A 12,870-nucleotide genomic window follows, 5' to 3' on the forward strand; every position below is an offset into this window, starting at 1 on the left:
GGCGGTACGTCAACCCGCGGCGGTACAGCGGAAGTTGCAGGAACCGGTCGCGTACCGCACGGGGAGCAGGGGGAGTTACACCCAGGGCGTGACGACACGGTCGGCGTGCCGCCCATAGGTTCTGGGGCAGCACCACGGCACCGGCCGCACGGGGGACGCCCGGTCCGCATGGCGGTGGCCCGTCCCCTCGGGGGAGGACGGGCCACCGTCGAGCGCGTAACGCCTATACCGCTTACGTCAGTCCGCGTGCGGAGTTCAGATCGTGCTCAGATCGTGTAGTGCAGCGTGTCGTCCAGGAACGGGATCTCAAGGACCGGTTTGGGTTGCGCCATCAGCGCGAGAAGCACGATGGCGACGCCGAGCACCCCGTACGTGACCATGTCCGTGAAGCGCGAGCGGACCGCCAGCATGCCCACGTCGGGCAGCGCCCAGCGCAGCACGGCGCCGCCGATGAGCGCGACGCCGATCACGATCGTGCCGACGCGGAACACGTCGAACGCGGTGAGCAGCAGCCCGAGCCCGACCGTCGAGGTGACGCTCAGGAGCGGCCACTGCCGGGCCGGTGCGGGGGCGTCCCCGGCCGCGGCACGGCCGCCGCCCTCGGGCCGCGCAGTGTCCCGTGTGAACAGCGGGAAGCGGCGTGACACCTTCCGCGGCCGCCCGTCCGGCCCCGGCGCGCTGACCGCGCCCTTGGCCAGGGGAACGTCCTCGGACCCGGGAGTGTCCCCGGCGCCGGGGGCCTCGTCGGCCCCGGGAGCGTCCTGGGTGCCGTCCGTGTCAGGTACTGCGCTCATGGCCTCGCCTCTTTCCCGTTCGGCTTTCCCGTTCGGCTTTCCCGTCGGCTTTCCCGTTCAGCGCGTGGCGCGTTCCGCGGCCTCGACGACGTTCACCAGGAGCTGGGCGCGGGTCATCGGGCCGACGCCGCCCGGGTTCGGGGAGATCCAGCCCGCCACCTCGGCGACGCCCGGGTGGACGTCTCCGACGATCTTGCCGTTCTCGTCCCGCGAGACGCCGACGTCCAGGACGGCGACTCCCGGCTTCACGTCCTCGGGCTTGATCAGGTGCGGCACGCCCGCGGCGGCCACGATGATGTCCGCCCGCTTCAGGTGGGCGGCGAGGTCACGGGTGCCGGTGTGGCACTGGGTGACCGTGGCGTTCTCGGACTTGCGAGTGAGAAGGAGCGGCATGGGCCGCCCGATGGTGACACCGCGGCCGACGACGACGACCTCGGCGCCCTTGATCTCCACGTCGTGCTCCCGGAGCAGCCGGATGATGCCGTACGGGGTGCAGGGCAGCGGCGCCGGCTCGTTCAGGACGAGGCGGCCGAGGTTCATCGGGTGCAGGCCGTCGGCGTCCTTGTCCGGGTCCATGAGTTCGAGGACGCGGTTCTCGTCGATGCCCTTGGGGAGCGGGAGCTGGACGATGTAGCCGGTGCAGGCGGGGTCGTCGTTGAGCTCGCGGACGACTGCCTCGATCTCCTCCTGCGAAGCGGTGGCGGGCAGTTCACGCTGAATGGAGGCGATCCCCACCTGCGCGCAGTCGCGGTGCTTGCCCGCGACGTACTTCTGGCTGCCCGGGTCGTCGCCGACCAGGACGGTACCGAGTCCGGGCGTGACGCCCTTCTCCTTCAGGGCCGCCACGCGGGCGGTCAGTTCGGACTTGATCGCGGCTGCGGTGGCCTTGCCATCGAGAATCTGGGCGGTCATGACTCCATCTTCCCGGATGAGACCCGCCCGGTACCAATCAGGGCGCTCCCCCGGCGCAACAGCCGCCCCACCGCTGATCAGCGAGGTTGCACTTGCACAACGCATACGGAATGCGGCTGGACAAATAAGCCATGGCTAAAGAACGATATGCGGCACAGTGCCGCGGGCAGTGTCGGGGGGACGGACCGCATCTGTAGATCATTCCTCCGTGGTGTGCCGCGTCGTCCCCGCACCACCCGACGGAGGAAGACCGCCATGAGTTACGGCGACCCGAACAACCCATACGGGCAGCCGCCCCAGCAGCCCCCGGCCGCCCCCGGCTACGGCTACCCCCAGCAGGGCCCGCCCGGCATGCCGCCCCAGCAGCCGTACGGCTACCCGCAGCAGGCCGCTTATCCCGGGTACCCCGGGTACCCGGGCGGCAACATGATGCAGCAGTCGATGCCGGGTCTCCTGGTCACCGCGCGCGTCTTCCTGTTCCTGATCTCGGCGGTGCAGATCCTGGGCACGATCGGCTTCCTCTACGGTGCCGCGGTCGCCAACGACGTCTCCGACAGCGCGGACGACTTCGGGTTCAACGACGCGGGGGACTTCGGCGACGCGGCGGCCGGGATATTCGTGATCCTCGCGCTCGTCGTCGCGGCCCTCGCCGCCCTGTCGATCACGCTCGGCGTGAAGTTCAGCCGTGGCGGCCAAGGCGTGCGGATCACCACCGTGGTGTACGGGGCGCTCGGCGGCGTCGTCGGCCTGGTCTACCTCTTCATCGGTCTGGACACGGGCCTGGCCACCGCGATCATCGGCCCGCTCATCTGGGTCGTCTTCGCGGTCATCATCACGCTCGCGCCCGTCGTCCCCAGCGGCACCGCGTGGTTCAACCGCCCGCGCTACTGAGCGAGTCGGGTTCGTACGACAGCGGCCGCGCCCCTCCCCGGGACGCGGCCACTCTCATCCGTACGTCAGGTCCCGCTCATCAGGTCCCGCTCATCAGGTCCCGCTCATCAGGTCCCGCTCAGTGGCAGATCAGTGGAAGAAGTGCCGCGTCCCCGTGAAGTACATCGTCACGCCCGCCTTCTTCGCGGCCTCGACGACCAGCTCGTCACGGACCGAACCGCCCGGCTGCACCACGGCCTTGACGCCCGCGGCGGTCAGGATCTCCAGGCCGTCGGAGAACGGGAAGAACGCGTCGGACGCGGCGTAGGAACCGCGCGCCCGCTCCTCGCCCGCCCGCTCGACCGCGAGCTTCGCGGAGTCGACGCGGTTGACCTGGCCCATGCCGACGCCGACCGAGGCGCCGTCCTTGGCGAGCAGGATCGCGTTGGACTTGACCGCGCGTGACGCCTTCCAGGCGAACGCCAGCTCGGCGAGTTCGCCCGCGTTCAGGGCGTCGCCCGTGGCGAGCGTCCAGTTGGCGGGGTTGTCGCCCTCGGCCTGCAACCGGTCGGTGACCTGGAGCAGCGCGCCGCCGTCGATCTGCTTGACCTCGACCGCGTTGGACGGTGCCTGGTGGGCCCGCAGGACGCGGATGTTCTTCTTCTTGGTGAGGACTTCGAGGGCGCCGTCCTCGTACTCCGGCGCGACGATGACCTCGGTGAAGATGTCGGCGACCTGCTCCGCCATCTCCTTGCTCACCGGGCGGTTGACCGCGATGACGCCGCCGAACGCGGAGAGCGGGTCGCAGGCGTGCGCCTTGCGGTGCGCCTCGGCGACGTTCGCGCCGATCGCGATGCCGCACGGGTTGGCGTGCTTGATGATCGCGACGCAGGGGTCGTCGTGGTCGTACGCGGCACGGCGCGCGGCGTCCGTGTCCGTGAAGTTGTTGTACGACATCTCCTTGCCGTGCAGCTGCTCGGCCTCGGCGAGGCCGCCCGTGCCGTCGACGTAGAGAGCGGCGCCCTGGTGGGGGTTCTCGCCGTAGCGGAGCACGTTCTTGCGCTCGTACGTGGCGCCGAGGAAGCCGGGGTGGCCGGACTCGTCGTCGGCGGCATAGGAGTCCGCGAACCAGCTCGCCACCGCCACGTCGTACGCCGCCGTGTGCTGGAACGCTTCTCCCGCGAGCCGCTTGCGCGCCGTCAGGTCGAAGCCGCCCGCGTTGACCGCCGCGAGGACGTCGGCGTACCGCTTCGGGTCGGTGACGACCGCGACCGAGGGGTGGTTCTTGGCGGCGGCGCGGACCATGGAGGGCCCGCCGATGTCGATCTGCTCGACGCACTCGTCGGGCGTGGCACCCGAGGCGACGGTCTCCTTGAAGGGGTACAGGTTCACGACGACGAGCTGGAAGGGCTCGACGCCGAGGTCCGCGAGCTGGCGCCGGTGGTCTTCAAGGCGCAGGTCGGCGAGGATGCCCGCGTGGACCTTCGGGTGCAGCGTCTTGACGCGGCCGTCCAGGCACTCGGGGAAGCCGGTGAGCTCCTCGACCTTGGTGACGGGCACCCCGGCGGCGGCGATCTTCGAGGCGGTGGAGCCGGTCGAGACCAGCTCGACGCCCGCCTCGTGCAGCCCGCGCGCGAGGTCCTCCAGACCGGTCTTGTCGTAGACGCTGACGAGCGCGCGCTTGATGGCGCGCTGCGTACCGTCCGCGTTCGCGGCGTTCTTCGCTTCGGCGGTCACGGGATAAGAACCTTTCGTCCCTCAATGCGGTAGCCGTGCCGGGCCAGACGCCCCACGACATCGACGAGCAGCGTGCGCTCGACTTCCTTGATGCGCTCGTGCAGAGCGCTCTCGTCGTCCTCGTCCCGGACCTCGACCACGCCCTGGGCGATGATCGGGCCGGTGTCGACGCCGTCGTCGACGAAGTGGACGGTGCAGCCGGTGACCTTCACGCCGTACGCGAGCGCGTCGCGCGCGCCGTGGGCCCCCGGAAAACTGGGCAGCAACGCGGGGTGCGTGTTCACGAACCGCCCGCCGAAGCGCGCGAGGAACTCCTTCCCCACGATCTTCATGAAACCGGCCGAGACGACCAGGTCGGGCTCGTACGCGGAGGTCGCCTCGGCCAGGGCCGCGTCCCACTCGTCACGGGTCGCATGGTCCTTCACCCGGCAGACGAAAGTGGGGAGCCCGGCGCGCTCGGCGCGCTCCAGGCCCGCGATGCCGTCGCGGTCGGCGCCCACCGCGACGATCTCGGCCCCGTAGGCCTCGGCGCCCCCGGCGCCCCCGGCGCCCCCGGCGTCGATGGTGTCGATGGTGTCGATCAGGGCCTGCAGATTCGTGCCCGACCCGGAGACCAGGACGACGAGTCGCTTGGGGCGCGCGACCACAGCGCTCTTGGCCACAGCGGGGCCCTTTCTCGGAGGGTGCGTCTCGGAACTTTCGGAGGGTGCGTTTTCGAACGTGCGTCTTTGTATGGTCGTACGAAGGCTTCGAGCCCCGAGATACGGGGAACTCTACGAAGCGGCCGACCGCCAGCAACGATACCGGCACACGGAACCGCCCCTCACGGGACGGGGGCGCGGGCGGAGGGTAGCGTCTGTGGGAAAGGCGCCTGAATAGCGACGAACGCCGCGTTGCCGAGCCGCACACCGGCTCCACCACGGCCCTACCAAGGGGAAGACGCACACCTGATGCCGGACCGTAGCCGCCCTTCGTCTCCACCGCAGGACTCCGACTCCCAGGGGCCGGAGCCCCGGGACACGGACTCCCAGGGAACGGGCAAGGACGACGACAACCCCTTCGCGCCGCCGCCGGAGGGGACACCGGACCGGCCGTGGCAGCCGCGCCGCCCCTCGGGCGACTCCGCGGACGGCTCGTCGGGCAGTTCCCCGGACGGATCTCCGGACGGCCGTCCGGGCCACGACTCCCCCTGGGGCAGCCAGTGGAGCGACCGCCAGCCCGGCCGCTCCCAGGGCGGCTTCGGCGACCGGCCCGGCCAGCAGAACACCCCCGACCGTGACCGGGAGGCCCCTAAGGGGCCCGGTTCGGGGTCGGGCGGCACCGGCATGCGCTGGGACCCGACGGACCCCTCCCAGCGCCGCGCGCGCTACGCCCTGCTCTCCGGCATGTGGGGCTTCTTCTTCGCGCTGTTCGGCTGGCGTTACCTCGCGCTGCTGCTCGGCGCGCTCGCGCTGATGTGGGCCATCCAGTCGCTGCGCGCGAAGGCGCGCACGCCGGACCCGACGGCTCCGGCACCGGCCGCGACCGCCATGGGTGCGGCGGCCCCGACCGCTCCGGCAGCCCCGGCAACCCCGGCAGCCCCGGGTGAGCGGCCCCGGACCGACCCGTCGAGCACCCGCCCGCAGACGACGGCCGCGATCAGCGGTCTGGTGACGGGCGGGCTCGCGCTGCTCATGGTGGCGGCGACGTTCACGGCTCAGCTCGTGTACCGCGACTACTACACGTGCGTGGACGACGCGCTCACCAACGTGTCGCAGCAGTCCTGCGAAGACCTGCTGCCGAAGCCGCTGCGGCCGCTTCTGGGGGAGCAGGACTAGGGGCAGAACCAGGGAGGGGGAGCAAAGCAGGGCTAGGACTGGTCCGGGCGCTGTTCCCCTGCTTCCTTCAGCGCTTTCCAGCGGGCCTCCCTGGCGGAATCCTCGTGCCAAGGGGCTTGCTGTTCTTGCTGTTCTTGCTGTTCTTGCTGTTCTTGCTGTTCTTGCTGTTGGGTCTGTGGCGGGGCCTCTGCGTCCTCCGGGCCGTTCGGTTCAGCCGGTCCATCCGGTACGGGCGGGGCGTCCGCGGGCGGAACGTCCGCAGGCTCGGCATCCCCAGGTACGGAACGCTCAGGTACGGAATCCACCGCGACGACACCCGCAGCCGCCCGCCCGGACCACGGAAGCCACCCGCGCCCGGACCCCGCCCCCGGCATCCGGGGACGCGGCAGCCGAGGCCGCGGCACCCGCAGCGAGGGCAACGAAGGCAACGAGGGCAACGCGAAGCGCGGCAGCCACGCCCACCGCTCCCTGCCGGACGGCACACGCACCCGTACCCGTACCCGTACCCGCCATGCCCGCAGACCCAGCGCCACGGGCACCCCGACCGCCGCCGCCCAGCCCACCGCCGCCGCCCCCGCCTGCCACCACACCGGCCCGAACTCGGCGAGCACCGCCACCCCCATCGGCCCGCCCGCCACCGCCGCGAGCCCGGCCGTCAGCGCCCCGCACACCACCGCGGCCATGGCGGCCCCCGCGGCCGTCCGCCTCGGCGACCACGCCTCGGCCCGCTCCCCGAAGGCGGGCGCCGCCGCCTGGGCCGTGCACCACGCCACCGCGAGCCCCGCAGCGACGGGCACCGCCGCGGCCGACCAGGTCAGCGGTGTGCCAGGACCCGCCGACGGCAGCGCCGCAAGGAGGGGGAAGGACGGCAGCAGGGACGGCGCGGCCCCGGCGGCGAGCGGACCCGCGACCGTTCCCGTACCGAGCGCGAAACCGGGGCCGAGACCATAGGAAGCGCCCCACACCGCGGCGTTCGGCACCAGCGCGAGGGCGAGGAGCAGCACCGCGAGCCGCCCCGACCACACGTCCGTGAGCTGGCCGAAGGACGACTGCACGGGGCCTGCGTGCAGCACGAGTGACACCGCGACGAGCAGCGCCCCGCCGCCGACGAGCACCGCCGCGCCCGCACCGCCCGCGCGTGCGACGGCCACTGCCCGGCGACGTACGACGAAGCCGCCCACGAACGCGCCGGACGTACCGTGCGCACCGCGCGCGCCGTCGGAAAGCGCGGTCTGCGCGCGTCCCAGGGACGGCCCCAGGGACAGCCCCAGGGGTGGCCCCAGGGACGCGGGCAGCGGCCCGTGCGGTCGGCCGTGCGCGGTCCACACCCCGAACGCGGCGGCGCCCGCCGCGAGCAGCGGTACGCGCACGGCCACGCTGATCCAGTCGGGCCGCAGCGCACCGCCGCTCGCGTACAACGCGGCGGCCGCGGCGACCAGCAGATACCCGCCCACCACCCCGCTCCACGCGGTCCGCACCGCGTGCCCGGACCCCTTGAGGTCCGCCGCGTCCCGCGCCGCGCGGTGCAGCAGCCAGCCGGGCAGGACGACGAGGAGCAGCGGTGCCACACCGATCGGGGCGGCCGCTCCGGTGAGCGTGTCCGTTCTGATCAGCTCCGTGCCGTGGGCAAGGAGCCAGAGTCCGGCCGCGACGTGCAGGGCGCCCGAGGGGCCGCTGTCCGGGTACGGCGAAGTGATCCACAGCATCATCACGAGTACGGCGAACGAGCCGAGCCCCAGGCCTGCGGCGACGGCTCCGCCCAGCATGCAGGTGGCCAGGCCGGGCGGACGATCGTGGGCCGGTTCGCGCTGCGGCTCCACGGGGGGCAACGAGGCGTGCGGGTCGGTCGTCTGCATCACGCGGCCATGGTCCCAACGACACGCGCTTTCTTCTCGTAACAGGCGAATACCGGATGTGTCGCCCAATATACGTTTATGTACTTTTTTCGTACAGCGGGTCGGCCGTGCCCGGTCTCCCGCCGTACGTCGGCCCACGGTGCGGAGATTCCGACATGCCCCAGAGCCCTGCCACGCCTCTGCCGTCCCCCAAGGAACGCCGCAGGCTGCGCGAGGCGAAGTCGCTGAGCCAGGCCGACCTCGCGGCGAGGATCGGCGTCACACGCGAAACCGTGCGCTCCTGGGAGACGGGCCGCACGACCCCACGGGGCCGCAAGCGTGAGGCGTACGGGAAGTTCCTGAACGCGGCGGCCGAGGAACAAAAGAAGGTGACGGAGGGGTCACCGGAGAAGGTCACAACCACGGCCACCGCCGCCGCCACCGCCGCCGCCACCGCCTCCGCCTCCCCCTCCATCGCTGCCGCTCCCGAGCGGGGCCGCGTACCGGGATGGGCGCGGCCCGCCGACGGCGGGAAGTCGCGGCCGAGGCCGCAACCGGCCGCCACGCGCGCGGCGAAGCCCAGGACCCCGACGCCGGTGGCGGCCGCAGCCCCCGCGGTGACCGGCCACGCCCTCCCGCGGCCGGACCCGGGGACGACCGCGCCCGTGCCCGAGCCCTCCGGGCCCCACGACTCGCCCCACGACACGCCCCACGCCCCCTCCCCCGCCGCGGCGTTCGACGCGCTCTGCGCCCAATGCGCCCCCGGCCTCGTACGCCAGGCGTATCTGCTCACCGGTCGGCGGGACCTCGCCCAGGAGTCGGTGGAGCGCGCCTTCCAACTGGCGTGGCAGCGTTGGCCCGAGGTGGCCGTCGACCGGGATCCGGCGGGCTGGGTGCGCGCGGCGGCGTACGAGTACGCGATGGCTCCCTGGCAGCGCTTCCGCCCCGGCCGGCGCCACCCGGACGCGCCGCCCTCGACGGAGGCCGACCGCGCCTTCCTCGACGTACTCCTGAGCCTGCCGCCCGCGCAGCGCCGCGCCCTGATGCTCTACGACGGCGTCGGCCTCGACCTGCCCGAGACCGCGGCCGAGACGGAGGCGAGCACGCCCGCCACCGCGAACCGCCTGCTGAACGCGCGCGAGACCATCTCCGAGCGGCTGCCCGACCTGGCCGACCCCGAGAAGCTGCACCGGCGTCTCGGCGAGACCGGCAGGGCGGAGCGGCTGCGGCTCCCCAAGGCCGAGCGCATCCGCACGGGCAGCGAGTGCCGCGCCCGGTTCTGGACGCGCGCGGCGATCGCCTTCACGGCCCTGATCGTCGGCGCGACGGCCCTGACCCTGCGGCACGCCCCCACGCAGTACGAGCCCCCGCAGGCCCCGGGCAGAGCCATCAGCGGAGTCCCCCCGCGGATGGGCCCGGGCCCGTTCTCCCAGGAGGACCAGACCCTCCGCGACAAACTCCGCGCAGAACTGATCACGGGCCCCGGCAGACTGACCCCGCTTCCGGACTGAGCCCAGCGTCCCTTCACCGGGCCAGGGCCTCGGCGAGCTCCTGCGGCCGGGCGGCGAACGGGCTGTGGCTGCCCGGCAGGGTGTGGACGGTGAAGGGCTCGTCCGGCATGGCCCGGTCGGCCTCCGCGATCATCAGGTCCTGCGTGGCCGTCGGCAGCGCCCGGTCCTCCGCGCAGCGCAGGAAGGTACGCGGGATACGGCCCCACCGAGCCGCGGTCAGGATGACCGGGGTAGCCGGGACGGCGAGCGGCAGATCGGGACTGAGGGCCGTGCGCCAGCGGTCGAAGCGGTGGGCGGGCGTGTCGTGGTAGTGGGTCTGCCGCAGTTCCTCGACGTAGGCGGGGTCCGGCGAGAGCGGGTCGATCCGTACGGCGCCCAGCTCCTCGGGGTCACCGAGATTGAGGCCCTGTCCCCGCGCGGCGGCGTTCTCGGGGGCGCCGATGTAATCGAAGAAGCGGGGGCGGCCGCCGGGGACGAAGGCGGAGAGGTAGACGATGCGGTCGACCAGCTCGGGCGCGCGCTCCGCGGCCAGCGACGCTGGGCCGCCGCCCGCGCTGTGGGCGACGAGCACGACACGGCCGTAACGGCGGACCCGGCGCAGCGTGTCCAGGACGGCGGCGGCACAGTCGTCCATCGTCACGTCGGCGAGCCGCGACTTCTCGGTCAGCAGACCGGGGCGGCCGGGCAACAGGTACCCGGTGGGCAGGGGAGCGTCGAAGCCGTGCCCCGGCAGGTCGACGGCCACGCTCGCGGAGCCGAGACCAGTGAGGGCGCGTTGCGTCGCGGCCCACTGCCACGAGCCGTGCCAAGCGCCGTGGACAAGGACGAAAACGGTGTTCGATGGTGTCATGGCTCCACCTCAGTGGGGATCAGCGACATCATCCAGCGATAGATATGACAAGCTGGCCTGCAATACCTCGTGTGTATGGAGAGCTGTCCATGGAGGCACGGCACCTGCGGTACGCGCTCGCCCTCGCTGAACACCGACACTTCGGCCGGGCGGCCCAGGCCCTTGGCATCGCGCAGCCCCCGCTGTCCAAGCAGATCGCCGACCTGGAGCGCGAGACCGGGGCCCGGTTGTTCGACCGCACGCGCCAGGGCGTGTTCCCCACCGCCGCGGGCGAGGCCTTCCTCGCCCGGGCGCGGCGGGCGCTTCAGGAGATGACGGCGGCCACGGTGGACGCCGGCCGCGCGGCGCGCGGCGAGACGGGCCGACTGCGCCTGGGGTTCGTCGCCTCCGCACTGCTGGCCCCGCTGCCCGACGTTCTGGGCCGGTTCGGCCGGGAGCGACCCGACGTACGCCTTGAACTGCACGAGATGGCATCGAGCCGCAGCGCCGCCACCCTCATCGCCGGAGAACTGGACGTGGCCGTCACCCTCGGACCGCCGACGGGCGCCGGAGCCGAGCACCTGGCGTCCGTCCCGATCGGGCACGACCATCTGATCGCCGCCGTCAGCAGCGCGCACCCCTACGCGGGCCAGGCGTCGGTGAGCCTCGACCAGCTACGGCATCAGCCGTTGATCGTGGCCGCCGGGGAGGACGAGCCCGCGATCAGCGCCGCGTTGCACGCCTTGCTGGGCGAGGACGCCGCCGCGCTGGACGGTGCGACCGTCGCCAGGGACGTGCACACGATCATCGGCCTGGCCGCCTGCGGAGTCGGCGTGGGCCTCGGGCCCTCCCGCATGCTGGCGGCCCCGCGCCCGGACATCCGCTTCTGCGAAGTAACCCCGCGCACGCCGCTCCCCGACCTCATCCTGTCCTTCACGCCCCGGGACCGCTCTCCGGCCCTGACCGCCTTCCTGGACACCATCCGCCAAACCTGCCCCGCCGCCCGCGCCGCACTCGACCGCAGGTTGAACCTCTAGGGGCGCGAGGAACTGCGCAAAAAGACCCCCGATCGCCGCTGCGAGTGCGAGGATCCGGGACAAGACCCGGGCTGAGACCCCTGCAGGGCTCTTGCCACCGTGTCGTTCCAGGTTGAGCTGCCCCTTGAGGGTCTGGATTGACGGCGCCAGCCACGGTGAAGCCTTCAACTCGTCGTCGGTCCGGGCATAGAGTGCCGTTGCCGGGGTATCCAGGTCGTTAGTCACACATCAGTCACACATCGACGTTGGACGCCCTCGTCTCATGTCCGCAGGCGATCCGCTGGACTCATTCAGGGATCCGGGGCGTGCCCACTGCGGTGACTATGCGTCACGGATATTTCGCAGGGCCTGGGTGAGCCAGGGGTACACCGGGATCAGGTTCGGTACTACCTGCCAGCCGTTGACGATCCACACCAGCCGCCAGTATCGGTCCACCCTGGGATCGTGCGCCTCCTCGAACTGCTGGGCCATCCAGTCCCGGAATTCCGTGTCAGGGGTGCGCGCGAACACCTCGGCGAAGCGGTGCACGAGGTCGTCGATGATGGGTGCGGCCCTGTCGCTGAGCGGGTCGATGTCCGCCTTCCTGGCCTCGGCCACCTTCTGGCGGGTGAACTCCATCAGTTCCTCGCCGGCATCGCGCTCGATGCCGAGCGGGCGCCCGGCGGCCTGACGTCCGGCCGTCCGGCGCATCCGGGCACGGAAATCCTCGTCGCCGACCAGCTCGGCGAGCTCCACCCACGCGGTGACCTGCTCGCCAGTCGGATCATCGGGGAGGTCGGGAGTGGCGGCGCGAACCATGGCCACTGCGGCCGGGTCGGCATCCACCGTGCCGAAGGTGCCATCCACGAAATCGTCGATCAAACGTCGGCGTTCCTCGCCGGACAACTGCGTGAGCCTGTGCATGAGCTTGGTCTCCTCGGGACTGGACCCGCGGCTGGCCACGACTCGCAGAACGCTCCGACGCAGTCGCAGCATCCGGATCTGGACGTCCAAGGCGTCGGCGTGCGCCGCGGCGACTTCCGCCACCGAAAGCTCACGGTCCAGTACCCGTTGAATCGTGGCCAGGTCCATGCCCAACTCGCGCAGTGTGCGCAGGAGTTCCAGACGAAGCAGTGCGTCGAGGTCGTAGAGCCGATAACCGGCGGGACTACGGGTGGTCGGCGCTACCACCCCCGAATCGGAATAGAACCGGATGGTCCTCACAGACAGGCCGGTCCGCCGGGAAAGCTCCCCGATCGAGTAGAGGGTCGTAACGTCCATGTCCCCCACTCTGCTGTCTCCAGTCACTGGAGACTCAAGGCCATTCCCCCAGCCGAGCCCCGCCCCAGACGTCCGCCGAGTCGCTGAAGCAGGCGATGGCAGCGACATGCGACACCACTCGCTGGCGGCCTACGACTACGAACCCTTGGACTCAATCATCTAGGGCCGCGGGGAACTACGCAAAAAAGACCCCCGCCGCTCTAGGGGCGCGGAGAACTACGCAAAAAGACCCCGGCCGCTCTAGGGGCGCGGGGAACTGCGCAAAAAG

Annotated in this window: 11 protein-coding genes; 4 read left to right on the top strand and 7 right to left on the bottom strand. The window is 71.9% G+C overall.

Annotated elements, in window-relative coordinates:
- Positions 1-266 precede the first annotated feature (266 nt).
- The gene (locus ABZ953_RS04215) at positions 267-794 is read right to left on the bottom strand and encodes a DUF3017 domain-containing protein (protein ID WP_361716408.1); all 528 of its coding nucleotides are present in this window, start codon (positions 792-794) and stop codon (positions 267-269) included.
- 57 nt (positions 795-851) lie between these two features.
- Positions 852-1,706 (bottom strand): bifunctional methylenetetrahydrofolate dehydrogenase/methenyltetrahydrofolate cyclohydrolase, encoded by an 855-nt coding sequence (locus ABZ953_RS04220; protein ID WP_361716411.1) that lies wholly within the window; start codon positions 1,704-1,706, stop codon positions 852-854.
- Between the two features lie 255 nt (positions 1,707-1,961).
- Between ABZ953_RS04220 and ABZ953_RS04225 the strand changes: the two genes are divergently transcribed.
- The gene (locus tag ABZ953_RS04225; protein WP_361716414.1) at positions 1,962-2,597 is read left to right on the top strand and encodes a hypothetical protein; all 636 of its coding nucleotides are present in this window, start codon (positions 1,962-1,964) and stop codon (positions 2,595-2,597) included.
- Between the two features lie 129 nt (positions 2,598-2,726).
- Here the strand turns inward: ABZ953_RS04225 and purH are convergent, their stop codons facing one another.
- Positions 2,727-4,313 carry a bifunctional phosphoribosylaminoimidazolecarboxamide formyltransferase/IMP cyclohydrolase gene (gene purH, locus ABZ953_RS04230; RefSeq protein WP_361716417.1) on the bottom strand — a complete coding sequence of 529 codons (1,587 nt, stop codon included), beginning with the start codon at positions 4,311-4,313 and terminating at the stop codon, positions 2,727-2,729.
- Positions 4,310-4,960, bottom strand: coding sequence for a phosphoribosylglycinamide formyltransferase (purN, locus tag ABZ953_RS04235; RefSeq protein ID WP_361717059.1), 651 nt, complete (start codon positions 4,958-4,960; stop codon positions 4,310-4,312). Before purN ends, purH begins: the two co-directional genes overlap by 4 nt.
- A gap of 303 nt (positions 4,961-5,263) precedes the next feature.
- Here purN and ABZ953_RS04240 point away from each other — a divergent pair, with 303 nt between their 5' ends.
- Complete coding sequence (locus tag ABZ953_RS04240; protein ID WP_361716420.1) at positions 5,264-6,130, top strand: hypothetical protein; 867 nt, start codon at positions 5,264-5,266, stop codon at positions 6,128-6,130.
- Positions 6,131-6,162: 32 nt separating this feature from the next.
- Here the strand turns inward: ABZ953_RS04240 and ABZ953_RS04245 are convergent, their stop codons facing one another.
- Entirely contained in the window at positions 6,163-7,986 is a 1,824-nt protein-coding gene (locus tag ABZ953_RS04245) for a DUF6350 family protein (protein WP_361717062.1), read from the bottom strand.
- Between the two features lie 155 nt (positions 7,987-8,141).
- Here ABZ953_RS04245 and ABZ953_RS04250 point away from each other — a divergent pair, with 155 nt between their 5' ends.
- Positions 8,142-9,476: a helix-turn-helix domain-containing protein gene (locus ABZ953_RS04250; RefSeq protein WP_361716423.1), complete on the top strand. Its 1,335-nt coding sequence runs from the start codon at positions 8,142-8,144 to the stop codon at positions 9,474-9,476.
- A gap of 13 nt (positions 9,477-9,489) precedes the next feature.
- Here ABZ953_RS04250 and ABZ953_RS04255 read toward each other — a convergent pair whose 3' ends face one another.
- A complete protein-coding gene (locus tag ABZ953_RS04255) occupies positions 9,490-10,326 on the bottom strand; it encodes an alpha/beta fold hydrolase (protein ID WP_361716426.1) in 837 nt (278 codons plus the stop codon).
- Positions 10,327-10,415: 89 nt separating this feature from the next.
- Between ABZ953_RS04255 and ABZ953_RS04260 the strand changes: the two genes are divergently transcribed.
- Positions 10,416-11,342: a LysR substrate-binding domain-containing protein gene (locus ABZ953_RS04260; RefSeq protein WP_361716429.1), complete on the top strand. Its 927-nt coding sequence runs from the start codon at positions 10,416-10,418 to the stop codon at positions 11,340-11,342.
- 321 nt (positions 11,343-11,663) lie between these two features.
- Here the strand turns inward: ABZ953_RS04260 and ABZ953_RS04265 are convergent, their stop codons facing one another.
- Positions 11,664-12,602, bottom strand: coding sequence for a MerR family transcriptional regulator (locus ABZ953_RS04265; RefSeq protein WP_361716432.1), 939 nt, complete (start codon positions 12,600-12,602; stop codon positions 11,664-11,666).
- Between the last annotated feature and the right edge of the window lie 268 nt (positions 12,603-12,870).

Origin of the sequence: Streptomyces sp. NPDC046465 (assembly GCF_040646035.1) — a bacterium.
Classification (GTDB): domain Bacteria; phylum Actinomycetota; class Actinomycetes; order Streptomycetales; family Streptomycetaceae; genus Streptomyces.

What these genes read in the sequence shown, in the direction of transcription:
- ABZ953_RS04215 (WP_361716408.1), bottom strand. Translation starts at nt 794, where the DNA reads ATGAGCGCAGTACCTGACACGGACGGCACCCAGGACGCTCCCGGGGCC.
- ABZ953_RS04220 (WP_361716411.1), bottom strand. Translation starts at nt 1,706, where the DNA reads ATGACCGCCCAGATTCTCGATGGCAAGGCCACCGCAGCCGCGATCAAG.
- ABZ953_RS04225 (WP_361716414.1), top strand. Translation starts at nt 1,962, where the DNA reads ATGAGTTACGGCGACCCGAACAACCCATACGGGCAGCCGCCCCAGCAG.
- ABZ953_RS04240 (WP_361716420.1), top strand. Translation starts at nt 5,264, where the DNA reads ATGCCGGACCGTAGCCGCCCTTCGTCTCCACCGCAGGACTCCGACTCC.
- ABZ953_RS04245 (WP_361717062.1), bottom strand. Translation starts at nt 7,986, where the DNA reads ATGCAGACGACCGACCCGCACGCCTCGTTGCCCCCCGTGGAGCCGCAG.
- ABZ953_RS04250 (WP_361716423.1), top strand. Translation starts at nt 8,142, where the DNA reads ATGCCCCAGAGCCCTGCCACGCCTCTGCCGTCCCCCAAGGAACGCCGC.
- ABZ953_RS04255 (WP_361716426.1), bottom strand. Translation starts at nt 10,326, where the DNA reads ATGACACCATCGAACACCGTTTTCGTCCTTGTCCACGGCGCTTGGCAC.
- ABZ953_RS04260 (WP_361716429.1), top strand. Translation starts at nt 10,416, where the DNA reads ATGGAGGCACGGCACCTGCGGTACGCGCTCGCCCTCGCTGAACACCGA.
- ABZ953_RS04265 (WP_361716432.1), bottom strand. Translation starts at nt 12,602, where the DNA reads ATGGACGTTACGACCCTCTACTCGATCGGGGAGCTTTCCCGGCGGACC.